This is a genomic window from Tardiphaga sp., from assembly GCF_044336785.1.
Classification (GTDB): domain Bacteria; phylum Pseudomonadota; class Alphaproteobacteria; order Rhizobiales; family Xanthobacteraceae; genus Tardiphaga.
This window is the reverse complement of record NZ_JBIIOT010000010.1, coordinates 61668-86470: the sequence shown is the minus strand read 5'-3', so window position 1 is coordinate 86470 and position 24803 is coordinate 61668. Positions and strand designations below refer to the sequence as shown.

Below are 24803 nucleotides of genomic sequence, written 5' to 3'. Positions count from 1 at the left end.
GATCGGCGCGGCGTGCTTGCGATGGAAGGACACGATGCAAAGCGTCATTATCGTTATCCACCTCATGATCGTGGCCGCCCTGATCGGCGTCGTTCTGCTGCAGAAGTCCGAAGGCGGTGGCCTGGGGATCGGCAGCGGTGGCGGTGGCGGCGGCGGGTTCATGACCGGCCGCGGCACGGCGAATCTGCTGACCCGCACCACGGCGTTCCTGGCGGTCGGCTTCTTCCTGACCTCGATGTTCCTGTCCTGGCTGGCGACCTATAATCGCGGTCCGAGCTCATTGCTGCCGACCGGCGCACCGGCCACCCAGGGTGCCCCGTCGTCGCCGTTGAGCGCCCCGTCCTCGGGCGGTCTTCTCGATACGCTGAAGAAGGCGGACGAGCAGCAGGCGCCGAGTGCGCCGCAGGCACCGCAATCGCGGTAATTTGCGCGCTAACGCATTGGCGCCATGCAGGATGGGTGCTTCCATCCTGCCTCAACAGCCCCCATCAAGGGCCTGTTATCATTTCGGAATTCCAGTCACCCACAGCCTCGCCGGATATCGGTCGGGTGCTGCGATTCGTTTTGGCGAATCGAGATCAAGGCCTTAAAGGTTAAGTCCCATGGCGCGGTACATTTTCATCACCGGCGGCGTGGTCTCCTCGCTCGGTAAAGGTCTGGCTTCAGCGGCGTTAGGCGCGCTCTTGCAGACTCGTGGCTACAAGGTCCGGCTTCGCAAGCTCGACCCGTATCTCAATCTCGATCCCGGCACGATGTCGCCGTATCAGCACGGCGAGGTGTTCGTCACCGACGACGGCGCCGAGACCGATCTCGACCTCGGCCACTACGAGCGCTTCACCGGTCGTCCTGCCACCAAGAAGGACAACATCACCACGGGGCGCATCTATCAGGACATCCTCACCAAGGAACGGCGCGGCGACTATCTGGGCGCCACCATCCAGGTGATTCCGCATGTCACCAACGCGATCAAGGATTTCGTCCTCTCGGACAATGACGGTTACGACTTCGTGCTGGTGGAAATCGGCGGCACCGTCGGCGATATCGAGGGCCTGCCGTTCTTCGAGGCGATCCGCCAGTTGCGCAACGACCTGCCGCGCGGCGACACCATTTTCGTGCATCTCACGCTGCTGCCCTATATCCCGAGCGCGGGCGAGCTGAAGACCAAGCCGACCCAGCATTCGGTCAAGGAGCTGCGTTCCATCGGCATCCAGCCAGACATCCTTCTGTGCCGCTGCGACCGTGACATTCCGACGGAAGAGCGCCGCAAGCTCGGCCTGTTCTGCAACGTCCGCGAAAGCGCCGTGATCGAGGCGCGCGACGTCGACAACATCTATGCGGTGCCCGAGGCCTATCACAAGGCCGGCCTCGACACCGAGGTGCTGGCCGCGTTCGGCATCAAGGTCGATGACGAGCCGCAGCTCAAATCCTGGCATGTCATCAACGAGCGCGTCCGCAATCCGGAAGGCGCCGTGACCATCGCCATTGTCGGCAAATATACCGGCATGAAGGACGCCTATAAGTCGCTGATCGAAGCGCTGTCCCATGGCGGCATCGCCAACAAGGTGAAGGTCAATCTCGACTGGATCGAGAGCGAGGTCTTCGAGAACGAGGACCCGGCGCCGTTCCTCGAACACGTCAACGGAATCATGGTGCCCGGCGGCTTCGGCCAGCGCGGCGCCGAGGGCAAGATCCGCGCAGCGCAGTTCGCGCGCGAACGCAACGTGCCGTATTTCGGCATCTGCTTCGGCATGCAGATGGCGGTCATCGAAGCCGCGCGAAACCTCGCGGGCATCAAGGACGCCAACTCCACCGAATTCGGCGAGACCTCGGAGCCCGTGGTCGGCCTGATGACCGAATGGCTGCGCGGCAACGAACTGGAAAAGCGCACCAATGCCGGCGATCTCGGCGGTACCATGCGTCTCGGCGCTTATCCCGCGACCCTGACCAGGGGCAGCAAGGTCTCCGAAGTCTATGGCGGTGTTACCGACATCTCCGAGCGCCACCGCCATCGCTACGAGGTCAACACGGCCTATAAGGAGCGGCTGGAGAAGCACGGGCTGAAATTCTCCGGCCTGTCACCGGATGGCGTGCTGCCGGAGATCGTGGAATACGAGAACCACCCATGGTTCATCGGCGTCCAGTATCATCCCGAGTTGAAGTCGCGTCCGTTCGAGCCGCATCCGCTGTTCGCGAGCTTCATCAAGGCAGCGGCGGCGCAGAGCCGCTTGGTGTGATGGCGTAGGGCGGGTTAGGCGCAGCCGTAATCCGCCGTTCTTTGCCACACGCGCGCATACTAGGCCGGCGGATTACGCTTCGCTCATCCGCCCTACGGCTCAACTACACTTTTGCGATCTTGCGTAAGGCATCATCGATCCGGCTTTGCCAGCCGGGCCCGGTGTCCTTGAAATGCTTCACGACATCGGCGCTGAGGCGCAGTGAGACGGGGATCTTGGTTGGTGCCTTCTGCGGGCCGCGCGTGTTCTTGAACTGAGCCAAAATCTCCGGAGGCAAGACTTCCTCGGGCGGGCGCGCTTTCGCGAAATCTTCTTCGGTCCATTCCGGGTTGTCTACGTCGAAGATCGGTTCTTTCAATTTACGGTGCATAACGCTTCATCTCCTTGGCATGCGCGCGCCGTAGACTGATGGGGCGCACCTCGCCGTTGCGCACAGTAAAAACCAAACAGTGTGCAAGGCCGTCGATGTAGCCGTAGCCACGGTAGCGTATTTCGCCATAGTCGCGTCGGTCATCGACATAGGTTTTCTTCATGTCGATATCGACCCATCGCGTGAGCGAGACCTGATGCTTATTCAGGTTTTTGACTTCCTTGGTTGGATCGAAGTCGATCATTATCGTATATACGATTTGGTGTTGGCGGTCAAGCCTTAGGATGTTTTCCTGTTCGTTGAATATCAAGGGTTGAATAGTGTGGCGAGCGCTCGACAAGCAGCGCCGATGCCGCGAGCCTCTGATAGCCACATGTCGCTTTGTGTCGTGAAGCTTAGTCCTGACGTCTCTTAGTTATTCACCCACGTAATCGCTCACGGCCTCAGCGAACCGCAGTGTCATCTCCGTGCGGTTCGCGTCCAGCGGCGACGCCTGCGACGACACCTTCGCGATCACCAGCTCCTTCGCCGGCTCGACGAAGATGTGCTGGCCGTGAATGCCAAGGCCGAGCGCCATCCGTCTATCGCGCAGCACATACCATTTGTTTCGATAGTGCATCGATCGGCCGCCGAAATAGGGGGCGAGGTCGCCGGCCGTCCAGGCGGCCGGATCGCCATTCGCGAGGATGTCGTCGATCCAGGCGGGCGGGATGATCGACGTGCCGTTGCGCTCGCCGCCTTGCAGAATGAGTTGTCCGACACGCGCAAGGTCCAGCACCGTGGTGCAGATGCCACCGGCGCAGCGCGGGGCGCCAAAGCGATCGACGGTGACATAGGCAGAGTTTTGCGCGCCAATCGGCTGCCACAGATGTGCACTCATCAAATCGGCGAAGCGCTTGCCCGCCGCGCGCTCGATGATCCAGCCCAGCAAGTCTGAATTGGGCGACACGTAATGGAAGGGGCCGCCATCCGGACCTTCGCGATCTTTCAGACTGGTCAGGAAACCGCGCAGGTCGCTTGGCGTTTCACCCGGACCCAGCGGATTCCAGCCAGTCGATTTGCGGTATTCGACGATCGGGCCGGATGTGGCGAGATAGTTCTCGTCAAAGCGAAGACCCACGCGCATATCCAGAACATGGCGGACACTGGCATCGGAATAGACGGAGCCACGCAGTTCCGGAATGATCGAGACGACGGATTGCTTCGGGTCGAGGAAGCCTTTTTCGACCAGGATGCCGGCCACGAGCGCGGTCATGGACTTAGACACCGACATCAAGATGTGCGGCGTGTTGGCGGTCATGCCATTCGCGTAGCGCTCGAAGATCACCTTGCCGCGATGCAGGATCGCGATGCCATCCGTGTCGGTGGCGTCGAGCAGTGTCTCGATCGAATAGCTGACGCCGTCATGTTCGATTGATAGCGAGGAGAGATCGCTCGGGCGGGAATCCAATTGCCAGACATCACCGGAGGCGTTCGGAATATCGGCGGAAGGCACAACGTCCCGTACATGATGAAATGCCCATTTGTTGAACGGGCCGGTGCGCCAGTTGGCCAGAGTGACCTGATCGGTCGGGACGGACGGGAAACCGGACATCAGTGCAGACCGCATCAGCAACATCTCCAGAGAACGAACAACGATGCGAAGTCTGACCGTTTACGTCGGAGCCGTCGAGGGGCGTTGATCGCGGGAAGCACACCAGCGTTTTCCGCTCGGCGGGAGCGTTGGCGACGATGGCCTGGTCTGCTAACTCATCGGCACGACCCAAGGAGATTTCCATGCGCGCTTTCTATCATCCGGACCAGGCCATCCACTCGCCGCAGCAATTCATGCGTTATGGCCGTTTCGTGCCGATCAAGGATTCGCCTGTGCGCACTGAGCGATTGCTCGGCGCCTTGGCGCGTCATGGCATTCAGCCTGAAATGCCGGCCGAACACGGCACCGCACCCGCGCTCACAGTGCACACTGCCGCTTACGTTCGCTTTCTGGAAACTGCATGGGAGAACTGGGCGAAGTTGCCCGACCACGGACCGGAAGTATGGCCGCAATATTTCCCGTACTGGAGTGGGCGCGTGGAAGAGACGGCGCGGCCGGATTGTCCGTCCACGGGCTTCATCGGGCAGGTCGGCTGGTATCTCGGCGATCTTTCCGTGCCGATGGGGCCTGACAGCTGGCGCTCCATTCTGCGCTCGTCGGAAACGGCAGTGACGGCGGCAGATGCGATCCTCGCAGGTGATCGCTCAGCCTATGCGCTGTGCCGGCCGTCGGGCCATCATGCCCGTGCTGATCGTGGCACCGGCTTCTGCTATCTCAACAATAGCGCGATCGCGGCGCAAAGACTGCGCAGCCGCTTCGGCAAGGTTGCGATCATCGATGTGGATATCCACCATGGTGACGGCACGCAGCAGATCTTCTACACGCGGCCGGACGTGCTGACGATTTCGATCCATGGCGATCCCATCGACTTCGTGCCGTTCTATACCGGTTTTGCGAATGAGACCGGCTACGGCGCAGGCGAGGGCTGCAATCTCAATCTGCCGCTTGCCGCGGGCGCCGGCGGCGCCGAGATGAACGGGGCACTTGACAAGGCGATCGAAGCCGTGCGCGCATTTGGCGCCGATGCGCTGGTCGTGGCTCTCGGCTTCGATGCGCATCGCGATGATCCGATTGGCATCTTCAAACTCGAAGCAAAGGACTTCGGAAGCGTTGGCAGCAAGATGCAATCACTCGATCTGCCGACGCTGGTCGTCCAGGAGGGCGGCTACGGCATCGATGCGATCCAGGATTGCCTGGATTCCTTCCTGACAGGGTTTGGACAAGCGTAGGGCGGATGAGGCGAAGCCGTCATCCGCCGCGGAGTCTCCGCCGCGAGATCGGCCGGCGGATGACGCTTCGCTCATCCGCCCTACGAGCGGCTCCTAGCTCTCAAAGAACACGAAGGCCGCCCAGACCGATGGATCTTCGGCGGCCTTGATTTTGCCATGCATCGCCTCGATGCGCACCTTGCGCAGCGCGCTGGCGTAGTCGAGATCGTCGTCGGCGAGCACCTGATAAAAGCGTGCCATGAAATTCGCGGTGCCGTCATCGGCAACCTCCCACAGTGTCAGCAATGATCGCCGTGCGCCTGCGATGGCGAGGGCGGTGGGAAGGCCACGCACGCTGCCGACCCGGCTGGGATCGCCGAGGGCGGTCTGGCAGGCCGAGAGCACGACGAGATCGGCGGACGACAAATCCCAGTTCATCAGCTCATGCGCATAGAGCACGCCGTCATTGTCGTCGCGCTGCGGCGGGCGGCTGAGATTGGGACGTGAGGCGACAAGGCCACTTCGCCACAATGCATCGGTGCGATCCGACGCCGTCTTGTAGAAGCCGTGTGTCGCCAGATGGATCAGCGACGCGCTTTTGGCATCGTTGCGGATGGCGGGTTCGCCGATGCCGTCACCGCTGAGCATGGTGACTTTCAGGTCACGCTTTTTCAGATCGGCAGCCACGGTATCGATCTCTGTTTTTGTCGAGGGCAACTGGCTGGCTGCGCCGGCGTAATCGAGGCCGCCCACCAGCAACGCCTTGCTGCCGGCCGCGAGCTTTGTGTCGCGGTCGGCGAAGAACAGCGCATCGGCACGGGTCATGATGCGGGTGTCGTAGATCTCGTCGAGATAACGGCCGCCGGCATCCTGCAGCATGGCGAAGGGCAGGCTGTAGAGCTCGCTGTCCGGCACCAGGAACAGGCGCTTCACATCAGCAAGCTGCGGCTTCAGCGGGCCGAGCAGGGTGTCGTAGAGGCGGCGGAAAGCCTTGTTGCGGTCGCTTGATGTAACATCGGCACCCAGAAAATTATCGAGCGGGCCGAGATCGACCAATGCCGGTGTTTTGCCGTTGCGATGGATCACGGCCTGCAGGCGCATCTGCGGTTTGGGATCGATGGGCGTGACGCGGTTCTGGCGGCCGCTGACGAAGAAGTCGATCAGTGCATCCGTGTGTTCGAGTCTGTCCTCGATGGTCGGCAGTTTGAGATCGCTCGGCGCCTTTTCACCCATGCGCGCTGCGAGCGCCTGACGCGCCTGCTGTAATTGCGCGAGCACCTCTCGTGCATCGTTGTCGATCTTGCCCGAGGAGAGCAGTTCCTGTTGCTGGCCGGAGAGACGTAGCACGGTTTGCGCCAAAGTCCGGGTTGTATCGTCGGGGAGCCGGTCGGCGGTGAGGCGGAGCAGCGTGCGGTCGCCGTCTTCCATCGTCTTCCAGCGCGTCACGGCTTCGGCATAGGCCTGCGCGGCGGCAGGCTCCTGCAGGGCGTAGCGGCCGAATTCATGCAGGATGTCATCCGCGAGCTTGCGCATTGTTTCGGCCACGTAGCGGTTACCGGCGGTGCCGACCTCGCGCAGCATCCAGCGGAACGATTGCTGCTCGACATCCTTGAAAGTCGCGAGCGTCTCCCTGTCGCCGCGCTTCATGCGCGTCATGGCGATGCCGAGCAGGGCATTGAAGGTCATAGGATGCTGTTTGGCGATGGTCGCCTGCGATCGCTGATAGGAATCAACGCGCAGTGCCAAAGCACGATCGGTGTCGCCGCGCATCTCGAATTGATCGGCAGCGAGCTGCGCGGTCATGATGCGCAGGATGTCCGGTGCGCCGTTCCAGTCCTTGACGCGCGCCATGGCTTCGAGATCGGCATTACCCAGGCGACGGTCAGGATGGAAATAGGCCTTGGTGTAGCTGATCCACACATCCGCCTGCGCGACATGCTCGGAGCGGGGATCGGCCAGCGTGGCCGCGGCGCGCTTTTGCAGATCGAGCGCCTTCAGCGTCTCCGCCTCGTTGCCCATGGCCAGATGGTTGAGCGCGAGATTGGAGGCCGAGACCAGCGCCTGGATGCTGCCGATTCCGTAATGCGCGATGCGCTTGCGCAGGAGAGGTTCGTCGATCGTTGCGGCCACATCGGGGTGGCCGACCATGCGCAGTGCTTCGGCGTAATTATTCTCGGTGCGCCAGGTCAGCGGCTCGCGATCGCCGAGCGCTTTACGGGCGTTGAGATAAATTTCCTCCGAGAGATTGAGGCCGGAGGCGACCGCACCATTATTGGTGAGCACCGTCGCAAGAATGTCGCCGCCGGCGATATCCTGCGGCGAGTTGGCGCCATATTGCGCGCGCATGATCCTTCGTGCTTCGCGGGCGACCGGAATGCCGGCTTCATATTGATTGGTTCGCTCGAGAAAACGCGCATATTCGAACCATAGCGTGGCGGCATCATTGCCGCCTTCGCGTGCGGCGCGGGTCCTTGCGGCATCGGCGAACAGTTCGGACGCGGTGGCGACATCGCGCCGACGCTCGAAGGACTGCGCGGCATTGAGATAGGCGTTGATGGTGAGGTGGTGATAATTGCTCTGCGTGACCTCGCGCAGCACGTTCTTCAGTCGATCACGGCCGCTGCCATCATTGCTGGCACGCAGGGCATTGAAGGCCTCCATCACCTTGGCCGTGAGCTCGCGCTCGCTGGGCGCGCGGCGGCTTTGGGCTTCGACAACGAGCGTCATCGCGGGCAGGATGGCGAGGCCACAGACAACGGCCAGTGCCAGCCGGCCCGCGAAGATGGCGCTTGCGGCCCATCGGATTCGATACCGAGACATGGTCGGCTGGCGTTACTTGCAGCCGGACGTGGTGTCGCCGGCGCGCGCCATCGGCTTGCCGTTGACGAAGACGCCGTGGCTGCCGGAGGTGGTCTTGGAGCCGCATTCGGTGCTGCCGCCGACCACGGCCACCGGCTTGCCATTGATATAGACGCCCCTGGCCCCCTCGATGATCTTGCCATCGGTGGTGGTGTCGCCGACGCGCGCTGCCGGCTTGCCATTCACGGTGACGCCCGTGGCGCCCGATGTGATCTGGCCGGGCGCTTGCGCCAGTGCAGGAGCGGTCAGGGTCACAAAGAGCAAGGCGAGGGCGGTGTTGCGCATGGTCATTCCAATTGTGCTGTCGCGTTAGGCGCGGCGTCTATTGCAGAGCTTTGTTGCGCGAGCGGGCATACGGGTTCAGTTGCGCAACGAGGCGCATGATGTAAGCCTGTACCGGCGTGAACAAGGGGCGATGCCGGTTTGAGCCATGCGCAAGAGCCGTAGACGGCCACCAAAATGGGAAGGAACCAAAAGCCATGATCTATGAATTGCGTGTCTATCGCTGTTTGCCGGGCCGATTGCCGGCGCTGCTCAAGCGTTTCGAGACTGCGACATTGACGCTGTGGGAGAAGCACGGAATTCGCCAGGCGGGCTTCTTCACCACGGTGATCGGCGAATCCAATGGCGACCTGACCTATATGCTGAAGTGGGAATCGCTGGCCGAGCGCGAAAAGCTCTGGACCGCGTTCATGACCGATCCGGACTGGATCGCAGCCCGCGCCAAGTCTGAGGAAGACGGCCAGATCGTCGGCAATATCGTCAGCCAGCTGCTGGCGCCGACGGCGTTTTCCGCGGCAAAATAAGCCACTGCCGGGTCGGGGAACGCGTCCGGCGCAACCCTGATATCCCAATGAGCCGGGTGCAAGCCGATCGGGCTTGCATCCCGCCCACTCCTGCGGTTGATGGTCGCGTTCCCCTTCAGGAGACCGGACCGTCTTGACCGCATCGCCCACCGCCGCGCCCATCGTTGAACTTGGCTCTGTCCGTTTCGGCAATGATCTGCCGATTTCGGTAATCGCCGGGCCATGCCAGCTTGAAAGCCGGCAGCATGCGCTGGAGACCGCGCAGGCGCTGAAGGAGATCGCGGAGCGGTTGCAGATCGGTCTCGTCTACAAGACCTCATTCGACAAGGCCAACCGCACCAGCGCTTCCGCGGCACGCGGCATCGGTCTTGATGACGCGCTGCCGATCTTCGCAGAAATCCGCGAGACGTTTGGCTTGCCTGTTCTCACCGACGTGCACGAGAACGAGCAATGCGCGCGCGCGGCGGAAGCCGTGGATGTGCTGCAGATCCCGGCCTTCCTGTGCCGGCAGACCGACCTGCTGCTCGCAGCGGCGGCGACTGGCAAAGTCGTCAATGTCAAGAAGGGCCAGTTCCTGGCGCCCTGGGACATGGCCAATGTCGTCAAGAAGCTGGTTGGCGGCGGCAATGACCGCGTACTGGTGACCGAACGCGGCGCGTCCTTCGGCTACAACACGCTGGTCTCCGACATGCGCGCGCTGCCGATCCTGGCGCGCACGACCAAGGCACCGGTGATCTTCGACGCCACCCATTCGGTGCAGCAGCCGGGCGGCAAGGGCGAGTCTTCGGGCGGCGAACGCGAATTCGTGCCGGTGCTGGCGCGGGCTGCTGTTGCCGTGGGCGTCGCCGGCGTGTTCATCGAGACGCATCCCGATCCCGACAATGCGCCGTCCGATGGGCCGAATATGGTGCCGCTCCGCGAGTTCGAGGCACTGGTGAAGAACCTGATGGCATTCGACGTGCTCGCCAAGCAGACATCGGTCATGGCGTGACCGATACCGCATCGGATCGCCAATCGGACTTGAGCGGCGCGCCGATGCTGCCGCCGGTCATCAAAGTCATCGCGCTGGCGTCCTTCGCCGCCGCGCTGTCACAGCGCGCGCTCGATCCGGTGCTGCCGCATGTGGCCGATGACCTGCTCGTCACGGTCGCAGTCGCCGCGGGCTTGTCATCCGCGTTGGCTTTCACCTTCGCCATCGTGCAACCGGTGCTCGGCGCCGCCGCCGACATGTTCGGCAAGGCGCGGCTGATGATCATCTGCCTCGTGCTGCTCGGCGTCTCCAGCATCCTTGGCGCGATGACGACCAACTACTCCCTGCTGCTGGCGACGCGCGTGCTTGCCGGCATCGGGGCAGGCGGCGTGTTTCCTGTGACGCTCTCGCTGACCAGCGATCTGGTCGGCCCACAGCTTCGTCAGGTCGCGCTGAGCCGTGTGATGGCCGGCGCCATGACGGGCACCGTGCTCGGCTCTACGGCCGCAGGCATCATCGGTGATTTCTTCGGTTGGCGCGGCGTGCTGGTGATCCTTGGTGGCGTTGCCATCCTCGCCTCGGTCGCGGTTGCCATCGGCTTCAAGGGGGCGGCGATCATCAAGCCGGCCGGGAAGGCTGACTTCGGCAGGCTCGCCAAGGGCTACAAGGTGATCTTCCGCAATCCGAATACGTTGATCGTCTACAGCGCCGTCTTTGTCGAAGGCTGCTGCATCCTCGGCCTGTTTCCCTATATCTCGTCATTCCTGTTCGATGGCGGCGTCACCAGCCTGTCGATTGCGGGTGTCGTCATCGCCTGTTTTGCCGTAGGTGGCTTGCTCTACACGCTGACGGTGTCGCGCATGCTGGCGCGGCTCGGCATCAATGGCATGATGATCTATGGCGGCATCCTGATCGCGATCCAGATCGCTGCGACCGGCTTCAGCCCGAACTGGCAGATCCAGGCGCTGAGCCTGCTGATCATGGGCTGGGGCTTCTACATGCTGCATGGCTCGCTGCAGATCTTCTCCACCGAACTGTCGCAGGAAGCCCGCGCCAGTGCCATGTCGATGCATGCGTTCTGCTTCTTCATGGGGCAGTCGGTCGGCCCGATCGCCTATGGTTTCGGCCTGGCGCACGCGGGCAAGGTGCCGACGCTCCTGATCAGTGCAGCGTTGGTATTCGTGCTCGGCTTTTTCAGCGCAAGGTTTTTGAAGCAACGCAAGCCGGCGGACGCATAGCTCATATCTTCTCGGTTGAGCGCGGGATGGACAAGGCTGCGTTCTGCAACCTGAAGCATCCAGTCTTCGAGACCTTCTATTACGCAGCTCCCGGACCTCGACCTAAGAAGGTCGAACGGCCGCAGCATGGCGGCCTCAGGCTGGGGAAGTGCGCCAATGATCGATATCCGAACGAGCCGGGCGCTTTGCCTGAGCGCCACGAGCTATTTCGCGTTGACTGTCATCTTTACGAGCGGGGCGCGGGCGCAATCACCGAATCTTCCCGCCGTGACGGTCGAAGCGCCGGCACGCCTGCAGGCGCGGCACACGCCGGCGCCGCGGCGCTCGGCCGTTCGTGGGCCTGTGCGGCGCGTTACCGGACCGGTCCGGCAAGTTGAGCCCGTGCGCTATCTTCCGCCCACCGGCAGCATTGTGGGCGCGCCGCCCGCTCCCTATGCCGGCGGTCAAGTCGCAACAGGAGGCCAACTCGGCATCCTCGGTAATCGCGGCGTCATGAACTCGCCATTCAATATCACCAGCTACACTGCCAAAACCATCGAGGACCAGCAGGCGCGATCGGTGGCCGATGTGGTGCAGAACGATCCGTCCGTGCGCAATGCATGGGCCGATGGCGGTTATTCCAATCAGTTTTTCATCCGCGGCTTTCCGGTCGGTGCATCGGAAATCGCCGTCAACGGACTATACGGCGTGGTGCCGTATCAACTCGCTGGCACGGCTTTCGTTGAGCGGGTCGAGGTGCTCAAGGGACCGAGCGCATTTCTTAATGGCATGGCGCCGTTGGGCGGTGTCGGCGGCATGATCAATCTGATCCCCAAGCGTGCGCCGGACGACGCGCTGACACGTTTAACCGTCGGTTATATTTCAAACAGCCAGTTCGGCACCCATATCGACGCCGCCCGCCGCTTTGGTGACAACAAGGAATGGGGCGTTCGCTTCAACGGCGCCTATCGCGATGGCGACACGCCGGTGAAGAACCAGACATCGGAGCTGGGTGAGGCCGCGCTGGCGGTCGATTATCGCGGCGAGCGCATCCGCGCGTCGATGGATATCAACTATCAGAAGGTCCAGGCCAAGGATCCGACCCGCCCGGTCTATTTCAATGCTGGCTTTCCGCTGCCGAACCCGCCGAGCAATACCGCAAGCCTTGGCCAGAATTGGTATTTCGCGGATGGTCAGGATGTCTACGGTCTTGCCAATGTCGAGGCCGATATCACCGACGACACCACCGCGTTCGCCTCGATGGGCGCACGCCGCAACGATTTCCTTGGCGTCTACAGCTTCCTGACCATCACCGACGCGCTCGGTAATGCATCGGGGCGGCAATTCGTGCAGCCGACTTATGCGGAATCATATACCGGGCAGGCGGGGTTCCGCACGCGTGTGGAGACCGGCCCGGTGCGCCATGAATTCACATTCTCGGCGACTGGCTTGTCGAGCGATCTGGGCGTGATCGCACCGACGACGAACTTCACCACCAATATCTATAATGTGGCCCCCGTCGCGCAGCCAAACCTTTCAGGCTTCGCCAGCACGGCACCACGCACGAACCTTACCGAACTGGCCAGCTATTCGTTCTCCGACAGCATGTGGATGCTGAATGATCGTCTGCAATTCATCCTGGGCGGCCGTCAGCAGCAGATCAAGGTGACGAACTTCAACGCGACCACAGGAGCAATCTCCTCGCTCTACGACCAGTCGGCATTGACGCCGTTCTTCGGAGTGGTGGTGAAGCCGCTCGAAAATGTGTCCCTTTATGCCAATTACATCGAGGGCCTCGGGGCAGGATCGGTGGCGCCGGCCGGCACCAGCAATGCCGGCAACATGCTGCGGCCGGTGCAATCGGAGCAGATCGAGGCTGGCGTCAAGGTGGATTTCGGCAGCATCACCACGACGCTGGCGCTGTTCCAGATCACGCAGCCTTTCGCGATCACGCAGAACGGGACTTATCAGCTCGGCGGTGAGCAGCGTAATCGAGGCGTCGAATTCAACGTGTTCGGCGAGGTTGTGCAGGGCGTACGCGTGCTCGGCGGTGTCACCTTCATGGAAGGTATCCAGACCAAAACGCTGAACGGTGCCATGAACGGCAATGCGGCCGTTGGCGTGCCCGATGTGCAGCTCAATCTGGGCGGCGAGGTGGATAACCCGCTGGTGGCAGGGCTGACGCATTCCGCGCGGGTGATCTATACGTCATCGCAGGTTGCCAATACGGCGAATACGCAGAGCATTCCGGACTGGACCCGCGTGGATGTCGGCTCGCGTTACGCGTTGCCGTCGCCCTGGACCGGCAAGCCGATCACGATCCGCGCTAATATCGAGAACGTGTTCAACGCCAATTACTGGTCGGCGGTCTCCGCCAATTACGGCCTCGCCCGCGCCACCCCGCGGACATATCTGGTGTCGGCGACGTTCGATTTCTGAGTGGGGATCGCCCGCATGTGGCGATCATGCGGGCGATGCCTCAACCCCGTCCCCGATACGGTGCGACGCCTTGCTCGGGCACCCAGACGCCCTTGGGTAAACGGCCCGTCTGCCAGAACACGTCGATGGGGATGCCGCCGCGGGGATACCAGTAGCCGCCGATGCGCAGCCATTTCGGCTTGATCGTGTCGGCGATGCGTTTGCCGATCGCCACGGTGCAGTCCTCGTGGAAGGCGCCGTGGTTGCGGAACGAGGCGAGATAGAGCTTCAACGCCTTCGACTCCACCAGCCACTGGCCTGGCACGTAATCGATCATCAGATGGGCGAAATCCGGCTGGCCGGTGATCGGGCACAGCGAGGTGAATTCCGGTGCGGTGAAGCGCACCGTGTAATCGGTACCCTTTTGCGGGTTCGGCACCTTGTCGAGCTGGGCGGACTCGGGCGAGGTCGGCCATTCGACGGCGCGGCCGAGCTGGAGTTCGGGCGCGGCTTTGGGGGATTTGCGGGGTGTTTTCGACATTTCGGTCTCCGTTGCGGCGGTTCTTAGCCAATCCGCGGCCTGCCGTCACGCCAAGCGGGGTTTTCCCGCCCCGCACCATGGGCTAGAAGCACGGCCAACCAACCACCCCCAGCACAAAGAGGGCACCATGACCGCCATCGTCGACATCATCGGCCGCGAAATTCTTGATAGCCGCGGTAATCCCACGGTTGAAGTCGATGTGGTGCTGGAAGACGGCTCGATCGGCCGCGCGGCGGTTCCGTCGGGAGCCTCCACCGGTGCCCATGAGGCGGTCGAACTGCGTGACGGCGACAAGAGCCGCTATCTCGGCAAGGGCGTGCTGAAGGCTGTCGAGGCCGTCAACAGCGAGATCTTTGACGCGCTCGGCGGCATGGATGTGGAGAATCAGATTCAGCTCGACGAGACCATGATCGCGCTGGACGGCACCCCCAACAAGTCGCGCCTCGGCGCCAATGCCATTCTCGGCGTCTCGCTCGCCGCCGCCAAGGCCGCTGCGGAATCGCTCGACATGCCGCTGTATCGCTATGTCGGCGGCACCTCGGCGCGCACGCTGCCGGTGCCGATGATGAACATCATCAATGGCGGCATGCATGCCGACAACCCGATCGACTTCCAGGAATTCATGATCATGCCGGTGGGCGCACCGAGCTTCGCCGAAGCCCTGCGCGCCGGTGCCGAAATCTTCCACACGCTGAAGGGCGAGCTCAAGAAGGCCGGTCACAACACCAATGTCGGCGACGAGGGCGGTTTTGCGCCGAATATCGGTTCGGCCGAAGCGGCGCTGGATTTCGTGATGTCCGCTATCACCAAGGCCGGCTACAAGCCCGGCGACGACGTCATGCTGGCGCTCGACTGTGCATCGACCGAGTTCTTCAAGGACGGCGCCTATGTCTATGGCGGCGAGAACAAGACCCGCAGCATTTCCGAGCAGGCAAAATATCTCGCCCAGCTCGTCGCCAACTATCCGATCGTCTCCATCGAGGACGGCATGTCGGAAGACGACATGGACGGCTGGAAGGAAGTCACCGACCTGATCGGCAAGAAGTGCCAGCTGGTCGGCGACGATCTTTTCGTCACCAATGTCACGCGCCTGGAAGAGGGCATCAAGGCCGGCCGCGCCAATTCGATCCTGGTCAAGGTCAACCAGATCGGCTCGCTGACCGAGACGCTGAGCGCCGTCGAGATGGCCTTCAAGGCTGGCTACACGGCCGTCATGTCGCATCGCTCGGGCGAAACGGAAGACGCGACCATCGCAGATCTCGCCGTCGCGACGAATTGCGGGCAGATCAAGACCGGTTCGCTGGCTCGCGCTGATCGCACGGCGAAGTACAATCAGCTTCTGCGTATCGAACAGCAGCTCGGCACTCAGGCGATCTATGCGGGCCGCAAGGCCCTGAAGGCATTGGCGTAAGCGTTACGCGTACTGCTGAACTGATTATCGCCGCTTGTGGCAACGCAGGCGGCGATTTTCGTTCAAACTTTAGCTGCCACCAGGATACCTTATTGCGGTCGCTAAGGCATCATGAACGGCGCGCAGGCTCTCACTGCACTGCAGATGGAGAGCGCGAATGCCCAACATCTTCGATATCCAGGGTTTTGGGGCCCTCTCAGAATGGGGCGGCCAGTTTGCCAGCCCTTCCGCCAATCAGACCTTCCAGAACATTGCCAATCTCGGCTCGAATTCGGTCGCGCTGACAACGCGGATCTGGACCGACAATAGTTGGGGCAACGACGTCAAGGCGATTGATGGCAAGACGGAGACCGATGCGTCGCTGCTGGCCGGTTTCAAGGCGGCACATGCGAGCGGGCTCGACATCGTGTTCAAGCCAAACCTGTCCGGGCTCGACGGCACGATCTCGCACAGTCTTGCGCCGACCGATGTCGCGGCGTTCTTCGCATCCTACAAAGCCGAGATCGTGCATCTCGCTGACATCGCAGAGCAGGGCGATGTCGATACGTTTGCCATCGGCAATGAGATGAGCAGCCTCTCCGGCGAGCAATATGCGCCCTATTGGCGCGATATCATTTCGGCGGTCCGCTCGGTCTATAGCGGCGATATCACTTATGCTGCTGCTACCGACGAAGCCTCGAAGGTCAGCTTCTGGGACGATCTCGACATCATCGGCGTCAATACCTATCCGCCGCTGACATCGAGCACGGAGCCAACAGTCGCCGAGCTGGTGAATGCCTGGAACGAGGTGCCGTTCAATACCTATTACGCGCGCGCCTTCGATCATCAGTCGCCGGTGGATTTCCTGCATTCACTGTCGCAGGACCACGGCAAGAAAGTGCTGATGACCGAGGTCGGCTATCGCAGCATCGATGGGACCGCGATCAATCCGGGCGGTGGCTCGTCGAAGGCGCCACCGGATGCGGCGGAACAGGCCGATGCCTATAACGCTTTCATGCAGGTATGGGGCACGCAGGGTGGCACCTGGCTGAAGGGCGTGCAGTTCTGGCAGTGGGATCTCAGCAACCTGCCGAACGAAACCGGCTACTCGCCGCAGCACAAGCCGGCGGAGCAGGTGGTCGAACAGTATTTCTACGGCAATGGCTATCTGCCCGAGACGACCACCTATGGATCGGCGATTGGCGACACCATCGATCGCGGTGCCGGGCGGGATACCATTTATGGCGGTCTCGGTCATGACGAGATCTATGCAGGCGGCGGCAATGACGTCATCGTGGCCGGCCCGTCGGAGCCGGGGCGGCTAACGTCGACCACGGTGACGCTGACCGGCTATGGATCGGTGGTGAATGGCGAGGCGGCGCAGGCGCGGCTGATCGTCAACGGACAGCCTGTCGATAGTGTGAGGGAATTCACGCCGGCCTCGCATCCGTCCGAATACCAGACCCAGACATTCACCTTCGACAATCCGCAGCAGGTGACGAGCGTGGCTATCGAGCTCGTCAATTCGACGCCGGGGCGGGCGCTGCATTTCAAGGATATCGCCATCAATGGCGTCGAGATGAGCCCGGCGGACAGCACCAATGCGAGTTCACCAGGCTCCTTCGATCTCTATGTCCGCAACATCAATTTCGACACGACCAGGCACCAGGACTGGATCTTCGGCGCCAACAACGACAACGACGTGGTGCGCGCCGGTGCCGGCGACGACTATATTGCCGGGGGCATCGGTAACGACATCATCAATGGCGAAGCGGGAACCGATACTGCGGTGTTTTCCGGCTCGATCGATGACTACGCGATCAGCCGGAAGGGGGCACAAACGGTCGTGGCCGACGGCGTCGCCAATCGCGATGGCACCGACTATCTGATCAATGTCGAATATATGAAGTTCAAGGACGGCACGCTGGCGAGCGACAATTTTGCGTTCTTGGCCTCAACGACGGAAACAGTGCCTGCGCCATCCAGCGAGCCGGCAAGTGTCAGCGCACCGGTGGTGACGGCAGCGTTGCCTGCCGCCGAGGCGATCACGACCGTGGCCGACCAGCACGACCTGACCGGCAGTCCCATCGAGATCGTCAAGACACCCGCGCAGCACGACGTGCTGCTGGCCTGACCAGGCGCCAAAGCAAAACGGCCGAGGCTCGCGCCTCGGCCGTTCCACTGTTTTATCCGGTGTAACGCCTACTGCGGAGCAGCCGAAACCTGTGCACCCTTCGGAGCAGCGGCAGGCTTGCGGCGGATACCGCCGCCGGTGACCGACAGCACGCGAGCAACCGTCTGGCGCTGCAGAGCCTCATCCTTGTCGATCGAGAAGTGGTTGGTGGTGCGGCTCTCATTCACATTGGCGAGCTTGCCCTTGAACCGCTTGTCGGCGGCCACGGCCTGACCCCAGCCCGTGGCCACGTAGTGGTTCACGATCTGCTTCACATTGCTCGGGACCGCATCCGGGGCGACGGGATCGAAATTGACGATCAGCGCGACCGGGATGTTATATTGCGCAAGCTTGCGCGCCACCGCGATGGTGGCATCGGCGCCAGCGGAATGACCCATCAGGATGATCGGCTCGCGATTGCCGGCCTGATATTTGGCGATCATGTCATTGGCTTCGCTGCTCCACAGTGTGTGGTTGCTAACGGATGTGGCAACACCGGCGGCCTCCAGCTTGTAAGCGAGCTGGTCCATGCCCAGCGAAAACACGTTCATGAGCCCGCGATACAGGTACACCTTGCCGGGACGGCGGGTGGCGGCATCGGCTGCGGTGGAACCGGCGAGAGCGGTTGCGAAAACGGTGCAGAGAATCAGCAGAACGGCCGCCGGCGAGGTCCATGAAAGGGCCCGGGACGGCCGCTGCGAGCCCTGAAGAACGATCGACATTTTTCTTTCTTTCCAACGAGAAATCCTGCGACATGTTCAGACATCAACGGGTCGCGTCAATCACAGTCCTGCCACGACTCCCTGTTTTGTGATGAGCAGGGTTGCGAAAGCCGTGCGGTGTGACCCCAAGGCGACAAAAACCTGCTTGATGCCACGGATATGCCCATCGCGGCGGTTTGTGCGATCCTGCGAATTTGCTATGCACCTGCCATGACCAAGCGGGATGCAATCGGGAGCGAGCGGGCGATGATCGCGCGGCGACACGTCTTCCATATCGGCGGGTATGATCCGATCTCGCCGGATACGCAGCTCGCGCGGTTCCGCAAATCGCTGGATACGTTTCAGCAGACCTGGGGCGTGACCGCGAGCGCATCCGGTACGCCCGATGCGCGCGAGGTCAGCGCTTCATGGCCGGCGCGGGCGTCCGGCCCAAATTGGCAGACCGACATCACCTACGAGATGCTGCGCTGGGATGACCTCATTAACGAGGATCATTCGCGGGGCATGCTGTCGCGACTCGGCGCCGCCTTCCTCACATTGGGCAACTGGCTGGTCACGGGAACCCTGTTCCGCTTTTTCTATTCGAGCTGGAAATATGCCGGCTTCTTCCTGTTCTCGTATCTCTGGATCGCCGCTTTTGCTGCGGCAGGCGCGGCGGTCGGTACCTGCCTGACCTGGCTGCTGGGCCTGTCGGGTGCGGCGGCATGGATCGTCGGCGCCGTCGCAGCCGCGGCGGTCTTCACGGCGCTGCTGCACTATTATGGCTGGCGGAAGCCGATCAATCACGTGTTCGACGACTGGATATTTTCACGCCAGTATGTCTACGGCCAGCGGCCGAAGATGAAGGCGCGCGTCGATGAGTTTGCCAAGACGCTTGTGGCGCGTGCGCAGAAAGCCGATGTCGACGAGATCGTCATCATCGGTCATTGCCTTGGCGCCGCACTGGTGATGGAGACGGTGGCGCGGGCGCTCAAGCTCGATCCCGAGCTCACAGCGCATGGCCCGACCATCTGCGTGCTCACAGTAAGCGCGACCATTCCGAAATTTGCCCTGCATCCGGCCGGCTCCAGCGTGCGCGAGGCGTCAAAGCTCGTTGCCGATACGCCGGCGGTGCGCTGGGCCGAATATCACGCTCGCGACGATGTGATCAGCTTCTACCGTTTCGACCCGGTGACGCTGAAGCGCGTCAGCCGCGACCGCAGCGATGGCCGCCCGAATATCCGCCGCATCCAGATGCACGACATGATGGGCATGGATCAGTTCAAGCGCTACCGCTTCAGCTTCATGCGCATCCACTATCAGATGGTGATGGGCAATCAGCAGCGCGCGCCCTATGACTATTGCATGATCCTGTGCGGCCCGCTGCCTTTCGACGAGATCACGGCGGTCGGTGGCGGTGTTACGCGCTTTGGCGCGGATGGCGCGCTGCTGGCGCGCGGCAATTCCTCTCAACCGCAGGCAGGGGCATCCGTCAATGCCGCGTGATGGCCTGAACGGACGACCATGACCGCGTCACTTCTCGGAATCTATGTCTGGGCGATCGGGCTCATCGCCTGGTTCATCATCCGCTATCCCTATGCCCGCAAGGCGCGCAAGACCGCGACGGTCAAAGCAGTCGGCTGGAGCCGCGAGCGGATCCTGCTCGCGATCGCGACCATCGGTCTGGTCGTGGTGCCGGTGATCTGGCTCGCATCGGGCTGGCCGGCAGCGCTGAACTACCAGCTCAACTACGCGTCCGTCGTGGCCGGCGCGCTGGTCTATGTCCTGTCGCTCTGGCTGTTTCGCCGCTCGCACAAGGATCTCGGCCGGCAGTGGTCGGCAAGCTTAGAGATCCGTGACAGTCACCAGATCGTGCGCGGCGGTGTCTATCGCCTGATCCGGCATCCGATGTACTCGTCGTTCTGGCTATGGGGGCTGGCGCAGGCCTTTCTGCTGCCGAATGCCATGGCCGCGCTGAGCGGACTGGTCGCCATCGCGATCCTGTTTTTCACGCGTATCGATCACGAGGAGCGGATGCTGACCGAGGCATTCGGCGACGACTACCGGACTTACATGCGCGAAACCAAGCGTATCATTCCGGGCATCTACTGACGCGGCAGAGACCGCGGAATCTGGGGAGAGCGACATGACTGCGGACATCACCACCGGCCTCGAACTTCGATCCATCATCAAGAGCAGCGGCGAACTTGAAATCTCGCTGCAGCAGGTGAATATCCCGGCGCCCGGTGCCGACGAGATCGTGGTGCGCATCGAGGCGGCGCCGATCAACCCGTCCGATCTCGGCCTGCTGCTTGGCGCTGCCGATCCGGCCACGGCGAAGGTGACTGGCTCCGGCGCGTCTGCGTTTGTCACGGCCAAGGTAGCTGAGGCCAATCTCAAGGCGATGGGCGGACGGCTCGACGAGTCCATGGCTGTCGGCAATGAAGGCGCTGGCACTGTGGTGAAGGCCGGATCCTCGCCCGAGGCACAAGCGCTGCTCGGCAAGACCGTCGCGGCGATCGGCGGTGCGATGTATGCCCAGTATCGCGTCATCAAGGCGAAGGAAGTGTTGCCGCTGCCGGACGGTACGACTGCGGAAGAAGGCGCATCCTGCTTCGTCAATCCGCTGACCTCGCTCGGCATGACCGAGACCATGAAGCGGGAAGGGCACAAGGCGCTTGTTCACACCGCGGCTGCGTCCAATCTCGGCCAGATGCTCAACAAGATCTGCCAGAAGGACGGCATCGATCTCGTCAACATCGTCCGCAGCGAAGCGCAGGAGAAGATCCTGCGCGACATCGGCGCGAAGTACGTGGTGAACACCACGGCACCGAGCTTCTTCGACGATCTCGTCGCAGCGCTCGAAGCCACCGGCGCCACCATCGCCTTTGATGCCACCGGCGGCGGCAAGCTGCAGGGCCAGATCCTGCATGCGATGGAAGCCGCCGCCCTGAAAGCCATGAAGGTCTATAGCCGTTACGGCTCGACCACGCATAAGCAGGTCTATGTCTATGGCCGGCTCGAGCCGCGCCCGATCGAACTGTCGCCGCCCGGCATGGCGTGGGGCATGGGCGGCTGGCTGCTGTTTCCGTTCCTGCAGAAGATCGGCAAGGATGATGCGGCCAAACTCCGTGCCCGCGTGGTGGCCGAACTCAAGACCACGTTCGCCAGTCATTACACCAAGACCATTTCCCTTCAGGGCGTTCTCGATCTCGACAATCTGCGTGCCTATGCGAAGCGTGCGACCGGCGAGAAGTATCTGATCAATCCGAATTTGCCGGGATGACACTCGCCGATCAATCGACTGACGTCGTGAGCGATGGCGCGCGCCTGCTGCTGCGCCATCCGCCTTATCTCTATTACATGGTGTCGCGCAGCTTCTCGCGCTTCGCCTCGCAGATCGCAGCCGTGGCCGTCGGCTGGCAGATTTATGACATGACCGGGAGCGCCTTTCAGCTCGGCATGGTCGGCCTCGCGCAATTCGCGCCCATGCTGGCACTGGTGTTTTTCGCAGGCCACATCGCCGACCGCTACGACCGCCGTCGGGTGGTGATGCTGTGTCAGCTCTTGCAGGGCGTCACCGCGGTGCTGATGGCATGGGGCACCTATGCCGGCTGGATCACCGCGCCGCAGATCTTTCTGGCACTGGTGGTGATCGGAGCCGCGACGGCTTTCGAGGCGCCGGCCGGCTCCGCGCTGCTACCGGGCGTGGTACCGGAAGGCCATCTGCAGAAAGCGACGGCGCTCTCCACCGGCGTGTTTCAGGTGGCGATGATCTGCGGCCCGGCGCTCGGCGGCGTCGCTTATGCGCTTTCGCCATCGACGCCCTATGTGATGATGGCGGCGTTCTGGGGCATCGGCGCTCTGCTCAATCTCGCCATCAAACTGGCGCGCGAAGTAACGGTGAAAGATCCGCCGTCACTGCGCACGCTGTTTGCCGGCGTCACTTTCGTGCGCAGCAATCCCAACATTCTCGGCACGATCTCGCTCGATCTCTTCGCGGTGCTGCTGGGCGGCGCCGTAGCGTTGTTGCCGATCTATGCCCGCGACATCCTGCAGACCGGCCCCTGGGGGCTCGGCGTGATGCGCGCGGCGCCGGCTGTCGGCGCGCTGCTGACCACCATCGTGCTGACGCGCTGGTCGATCAATCGTCGCGTTGGCATGCGCATGTTTCAGGCCGTGATTATCTTCGGCATAGCGACGGCGGTGTTTGCGGTGTCGCAATGGCTGTGGCTGTCGGTGGCCGCGCTGGCGGTGCTGGGCGCTGCGGATACTGTGAGTGTCGTGATCCGTTTCTCGCTGGTGCAGTTGGCAACGCCAGACGAGATGCGCGGTCGTGTCGGCGCGGTGAACTATCTCTTCATCAACACCTCGAACCAGCTCGGCCAGTTCGAGAGCGGTGTCACGGCAGCGCTGTTCGGCACGGTGCCGGCGGCGCTGATCGGCGGCCTTGGCACGGTAGCAATTGCGTTGATCTGGATGAAGCTGTTCCCGACTCTGCGCGAGATGGAGCGGCTGGAGTAATGTGATCGTAGGGCGGATTAGCGTAGCGTAATCCGCCGGCCGATTTCATAGTGGAAACTCCGCGGCGGATTACGGCTTCGCCTCATCCGCCCTACGGTCATAACTTAGTTACACGCCTCCACATTCGTCAGCCCGATCCGCATGTCCTTCTGCACCAGCCGGCAGCCGGGACGGACCGGGCGGCAGCCGGCGGCGTCGCAGACGATCTGGCCCGAGGGCTGCGCGGCACGTGGTGCACGGGCCTGCGCACGCGGGCGATCGAGGTCTTCGGCATCGACGCGCTCGCGGCGCGGCACGTTGCGCTTCGCCTCGTTGCGGCCGCGCTTCTTCTCGCATTCATTGTCGTCATTGAGGACGCTGCCGCGGGCACAGACGATCTTGACGCATGCGTCACCATCGGCGCGGCTGCCATGGGCGCAGGCGAGGGGACACACGCGAGACACCTTCGCCTTGAGGGCATCGAGCGCGTCGCCGCTTGCGGCCTTGCTGTCGAATTTGGTGGAGGCATAGCGATTGAAGCGCTCCAGCGATTTGGTGGAGGCGCTGGTCCAGTTGTCCTGTACCGCGCCTTGCAGACAGCCGATGCGTTGCAACTCGACCTGGACCTGTCGCGGCAGATCTGTCGGCGTCGAGACTGTTGGCGGAGCGGCTGGCATGACAGCGGCAATGCGCGGCGTTTCGGTGCGTGCGGTCTGAGCGGCCCCGGAAGGAAGTTTTGCGAGCTGCGCCTTGGCGAGATTGGCGTAGAAGCCGTTCGGATGCTGGCCGAGAAACGCGTTCCAGCCATCGCTGGTGCCGACCTGCATGGCGAGTTCGTAGTCGCGGCGCGCTTCGACTTGTGCATTGGCCGCGGGGGCAGCCACCGGCACCAGCGCAACATCTTCGCCGCCCAGCGAGCCATAGACATAGGGCTCCTGACGGTTGCCGGTATCCTTCATCACCTCGTCGCGGACGAAGCCGAAGGCTTTGCGCAGGTCGAGGCCCGGCGTTGCGATATGGCGCACCAGCGCCGTGGTGAACGGGCTGTTCTTGCTGTCGCCATCGAGCGCTGTGGATCCGGCCTTGGCCGAGTAGGCGATCAGCGTGTTCGGGCTGGCCGGCTCCACCTTGGCGAGGCCGCGCGGGATCGCGCGCGTGGCTGTGGTGCGCTTCATGCTCTTGAGAAAGGGGTTATCGCGGCAGGCATCGAGGATCACCAGCCGCAGCTTCCTGGCCGGCTCGACGGCGGTCAGGATGCGTTCCAGCGAAAACGCTTCGTCATAGACGTCGGTATCGCGCTCCAGCAGCGCATCGGTCGGGATGAGGTAATTGCTGCCGTCCACCTCGATGCCATGGCCGGCGAAATAGATCACCGCGACATCCGCCGTGCGCGCCTTGTCTGCGAAGTCGCGCAGCGCCCGGCGCATCTCGGTGGCTTTCAGATCGCGACGGCTTTCGACGATATCGAAATTCGCAGCCTTCAGCGTCTCTGTCATCGCATTGGCATCGTTGACGGGGTTCGCAAGCTTGATGACGTTCTGATAGGCCGAGTTGCCGATCACCAGAGCGACACGCTTGTCGGCCAGCGCCGGCTGGCTCAGCAGCGCGGCTGCAAAGGCGAGGGAAGCCATCAGGCCGAATTTGCGCATCGAACGCCCCTGAATTGCGACGCCTGGAGTTTAACAGTTGCGCCCGATGTCGCCAGACCGGGCTCTGTCGTGTGGTTTGTCGCGCGCTTTGGGCGACCGGTTCGATCGACAACAACCAGGACGGGTCGGGCGGCGGTGTCGTCACGCAGTTGTGTACGCAAACGCGGCGC

The 24803-nt window shown here is 62.5% G+C and carries 21 protein-coding genes; 13 read left to right on the top strand and 8 right to left on the bottom strand.

What is annotated here, in order from left to right; translation table 11 throughout:
• The first annotated feature begins 34 nt into the window (after positions 1-34).
• Together secG and ACIQ2A_RS05270 are read left to right on the top strand one after the other, a co-directional pair.
• Entirely contained in the window at positions 35-424 is a 390-nt protein-coding gene (gene secG, locus ACIQ2A_RS05275) for a preprotein translocase subunit SecG (RefSeq protein ID WP_398476529.1), read from the top strand.
• Positions 425-602: 178 nt separating this feature from the next.
• On the top strand, positions 603-2234 hold the full coding sequence (locus ACIQ2A_RS05270) for a CTP synthase (protein ID WP_398476521.1): 1632 nt from the start codon (positions 603-605) through the stop codon (positions 2232-2234).
• 103 nt (positions 2235-2337) lie between these two features.
• Here the strand turns inward: ACIQ2A_RS05270 and ACIQ2A_RS05265 are convergent, their stop codons facing one another.
• The 3 genes from ACIQ2A_RS05265 to ACIQ2A_RS05255 form a co-directional block, all read right to left on the bottom strand.
• A complete protein-coding gene (locus ACIQ2A_RS05265; protein WP_398476519.1) occupies positions 2338-2604 on the bottom strand; it encodes a BrnA antitoxin family protein in 267 nt (88 codons plus the stop codon).
• The gene (locus tag ACIQ2A_RS05260; RefSeq protein ID WP_398476517.1) at positions 2594-2848 is read right to left on the bottom strand and encodes a BrnT family toxin; all 255 of its coding nucleotides are present in this window, start codon (positions 2846-2848) and stop codon (positions 2594-2596) included. Before ACIQ2A_RS05260 ends, ACIQ2A_RS05265 begins: the two co-directional genes overlap by 11 nt.
• Positions 2849-3019: 171 nt before the next feature.
• Positions 3020-4213, bottom strand: a complete 1194-nt coding sequence (locus ACIQ2A_RS05255; protein ID WP_398476515.1) for a serine hydrolase domain-containing protein — start codon at positions 4211-4213, stop codon at positions 3020-3022.
• Positions 4214-4380: 167 nt separating this feature from the next.
• On the opposite strand from ACIQ2A_RS05255, the gene ACIQ2A_RS05250 reads away from it, so the two are divergent.
• Positions 4381-5427 carry a histone deacetylase family protein gene (locus ACIQ2A_RS05250; RefSeq protein ID WP_398476513.1) on the top strand — a complete coding sequence of 349 codons (1047 nt, stop codon included), beginning with the start codon at positions 4381-4383 and terminating at the stop codon, positions 5425-5427.
• Positions 5428-5520: 93 nt separating this feature from the next.
• On the opposite strand, the gene ACIQ2A_RS05245 is transcribed toward ACIQ2A_RS05250, so the two are convergent.
• A complete protein-coding gene (locus ACIQ2A_RS05245; protein ID WP_398476511.1) occupies positions 5521-8226 on the bottom strand; it encodes a CHAT domain-containing protein in 2706 nt (901 codons plus the stop codon).
• A gap of 12 nt (positions 8227-8238) precedes the next feature.
• Positions 8239-8550 (bottom strand): PAAR domain-containing protein, encoded by a 312-nt coding sequence (locus ACIQ2A_RS05240; protein ID WP_398476509.1) that lies wholly within the window; start codon positions 8548-8550, stop codon positions 8239-8241.
• Between the two features lie 194 nt (positions 8551-8744).
• Here ACIQ2A_RS05240 and ACIQ2A_RS05235 point away from each other — a divergent pair, with 194 nt between their 5' ends.
• The 4 genes from ACIQ2A_RS05235 to ACIQ2A_RS05220 all read left to right on the top strand — a co-directional run bounded on the left by ACIQ2A_RS05235 (position 8745) and on the right by ACIQ2A_RS05220 (position 13697).
• Complete coding sequence (locus ACIQ2A_RS05235; RefSeq protein WP_398476507.1) at positions 8745-9071, top strand: NIPSNAP family protein; 327 nt, start codon at positions 8745-8747, stop codon at positions 9069-9071.
• A gap of 133 nt (positions 9072-9204) precedes the next feature.
• Positions 9205-10062 (top strand): 3-deoxy-8-phosphooctulonate synthase, encoded by an 858-nt coding sequence (gene kdsA, locus ACIQ2A_RS05230; protein ID WP_398476505.1) that lies wholly within the window; start codon positions 9205-9207, stop codon positions 10060-10062.
• Between the two features lie 44 nt (positions 10063-10106).
• Positions 10107-11279, top strand: a complete 1173-nt coding sequence (locus ACIQ2A_RS05225) for an MFS transporter (protein ID WP_398476527.1) — start codon at positions 10107-10109, stop codon at positions 11277-11279.
• A gap of 381 nt (positions 11280-11660) precedes the next feature.
• Positions 11661-13697 carry a TonB-dependent receptor gene (locus ACIQ2A_RS05220; protein WP_398476503.1) on the top strand — a complete coding sequence of 679 codons (2037 nt, stop codon included), beginning with the start codon at positions 11661-11663 and terminating at the stop codon, positions 13695-13697.
• Between the two features lie 40 nt (positions 13698-13737).
• On the opposite strand, the gene queF is transcribed toward ACIQ2A_RS05220, so the two are convergent.
• Positions 13738-14217, bottom strand: a complete 480-nt coding sequence (queF, locus tag ACIQ2A_RS05215) for a preQ(1) synthase (protein ID WP_398476501.1) — start codon at positions 14215-14217, stop codon at positions 13738-13740.
• A gap of 127 nt (positions 14218-14344) precedes the next feature.
• On the opposite strand from queF, the gene eno reads away from it, so the two are divergent.
• Both eno and ACIQ2A_RS05205 read left to right on the top strand, forming a co-directional pair.
• The gene (gene eno, locus ACIQ2A_RS05210; RefSeq protein ID WP_398476499.1) at positions 14345-15628 is read left to right on the top strand and encodes a phosphopyruvate hydratase; all 1284 of its coding nucleotides are present in this window, start codon (positions 14345-14347) and stop codon (positions 15626-15628) included.
• 157 nt (positions 15629-15785) lie between these two features.
• Positions 15786-17741, top strand: a complete 1956-nt coding sequence (locus tag ACIQ2A_RS05205) for a glycoside hydrolase family 113 (protein WP_398476496.1) — start codon at positions 15786-15788, stop codon at positions 17739-17741.
• A 68-nt stretch (positions 17742-17809) separates the two neighbouring features.
• On the opposite strand, the gene ACIQ2A_RS05200 is transcribed toward ACIQ2A_RS05205, so the two are convergent.
• A complete protein-coding gene (locus ACIQ2A_RS05200) occupies positions 17810-18502 on the bottom strand; it encodes a hypothetical protein (protein ID WP_398476494.1) in 693 nt (230 codons plus the stop codon).
• 210 nt (positions 18503-18712) lie between these two features.
• Here ACIQ2A_RS05200 and ACIQ2A_RS05195 point away from each other — a divergent pair, with 210 nt between their 5' ends.
• From ACIQ2A_RS05195 to ACIQ2A_RS05180, 4 genes are read left to right on the top strand one after another with little or no spacing between them, the layout of a single operon-like run.
• Positions 18713-19987 (top strand): hypothetical protein, encoded by a 1275-nt coding sequence (locus ACIQ2A_RS05195; RefSeq protein ID WP_398476492.1) that lies wholly within the window; start codon positions 18713-18715, stop codon positions 19985-19987.
• An 18-nt stretch (positions 19988-20005) separates the two neighbouring features.
• Entirely contained in the window at positions 20006-20593 is a 588-nt protein-coding gene (locus ACIQ2A_RS05190; RefSeq protein WP_398476490.1) for a protein-S-isoprenylcysteine O-methyltransferase, read from the top strand.
• A 34-nt stretch (positions 20594-20627) separates the two neighbouring features.
• Positions 20628-21767, top strand: coding sequence for a zinc-binding dehydrogenase (locus tag ACIQ2A_RS05185; protein WP_398476488.1), 1140 nt, complete (start codon positions 20628-20630; stop codon positions 21765-21767).
• Entirely contained in the window at positions 21764-23005 is a 1242-nt protein-coding gene (locus ACIQ2A_RS05180; RefSeq protein WP_398476486.1) for an MFS transporter, read from the top strand. Before ACIQ2A_RS05185 ends, ACIQ2A_RS05180 begins: the two co-directional genes overlap by 4 nt.
• A 104-nt stretch (positions 23006-23109) precedes the next feature.
• On the opposite strand, the gene ACIQ2A_RS05175 is transcribed toward ACIQ2A_RS05180, so the two are convergent.
• Positions 23110-24633, bottom strand: a complete 1524-nt coding sequence (locus ACIQ2A_RS05175; RefSeq protein ID WP_398476483.1) for a caspase domain-containing protein — start codon at positions 24631-24633, stop codon at positions 23110-23112.
• Between the last annotated feature and the right edge of the window lie 170 nt (positions 24634-24803).

Excerpts from the sequence above, each read along its gene's own strand:
- ACIQ2A_RS05175 (WP_398476483.1), bottom strand. The coding sequence starts at position 24,633 with ATGCGCAAATTCGGCCTGATGGCTTCCCTCGCCTTTGCAGCCGCGCTG.
- ACIQ2A_RS05250 (WP_398476513.1), top strand. The coding sequence starts at position 4,381 with ATGCGCGCTTTCTATCATCCGGACCAGGCCATCCACTCGCCGCAGCAA.
- ACIQ2A_RS05190 (WP_398476490.1), top strand. The coding sequence starts at position 20,006 with ATGACCGCGTCACTTCTCGGAATCTATGTCTGGGCGATCGGGCTCATC.
- ACIQ2A_RS05200 (WP_398476494.1), bottom strand. The coding sequence starts at position 18,502 with ATGTCGATCGTTCTTCAGGGCTCGCAGCGGCCGTCCCGGGCCCTTTCA.
- ACIQ2A_RS05235 (WP_398476507.1), top strand. The coding sequence starts at position 8,745 with ATGATCTATGAATTGCGTGTCTATCGCTGTTTGCCGGGCCGATTGCCG.
- eno (WP_398476499.1), top strand. The coding sequence starts at position 14,345 with ATGACCGCCATCGTCGACATCATCGGCCGCGAAATTCTTGATAGCCGC.
- ACIQ2A_RS05270 (WP_398476521.1), top strand. The coding sequence starts at position 603 with ATGGCGCGGTACATTTTCATCACCGGCGGCGTGGTCTCCTCGCTCGGT.
- ACIQ2A_RS05240 (WP_398476509.1), bottom strand. The coding sequence starts at position 8,550 with ATGCGCAACACCGCCCTCGCCTTGCTCTTTGTGACCCTGACCGCTCCT.
- ACIQ2A_RS05265 (WP_398476519.1), bottom strand. The coding sequence starts at position 2,604 with ATGCACCGTAAATTGAAAGAACCGATCTTCGACGTAGACAACCCGGAA.
- ACIQ2A_RS05260 (WP_398476517.1), bottom strand. The coding sequence starts at position 2,848 with ATGATCGACTTCGATCCAACCAAGGAAGTCAAAAACCTGAATAAGCAT.
- ACIQ2A_RS05245 (WP_398476511.1), bottom strand. The coding sequence starts at position 8,226 with ATGTCTCGGTATCGAATCCGATGGGCCGCAAGCGCCATCTTCGCGGGC.
- ACIQ2A_RS05255 (WP_398476515.1), bottom strand. The coding sequence starts at position 4,213 with ATGCGGTCTGCACTGATGTCCGGTTTCCCGTCCGTCCCGACCGATCAG.
- queF (WP_398476501.1), bottom strand. The coding sequence starts at position 14,217 with ATGTCGAAAACACCCCGCAAATCCCCCAAAGCCGCGCCCGAACTCCAG.
- ACIQ2A_RS05225 (WP_398476527.1), top strand. The coding sequence starts at position 10,107 with ATGCTGCCGCCGGTCATCAAAGTCATCGCGCTGGCGTCCTTCGCCGCC.
- secG (WP_398476529.1), top strand. The coding sequence starts at position 35 with ATGCAAAGCGTCATTATCGTTATCCACCTCATGATCGTGGCCGCCCTG.
- ACIQ2A_RS05185 (WP_398476488.1), top strand. The coding sequence starts at position 20,628 with ATGACTGCGGACATCACCACCGGCCTCGAACTTCGATCCATCATCAAG.
- ACIQ2A_RS05180 (WP_398476486.1), top strand. The coding sequence starts at position 21,764 with ATGACACTCGCCGATCAATCGACTGACGTCGTGAGCGATGGCGCGCGC.
- ACIQ2A_RS05205 (WP_398476496.1), top strand. The coding sequence starts at position 15,786 with ATGCCCAACATCTTCGATATCCAGGGTTTTGGGGCCCTCTCAGAATGG.
- ACIQ2A_RS05195 (WP_398476492.1), top strand. The coding sequence starts at position 18,713 with ATGACCAAGCGGGATGCAATCGGGAGCGAGCGGGCGATGATCGCGCGG.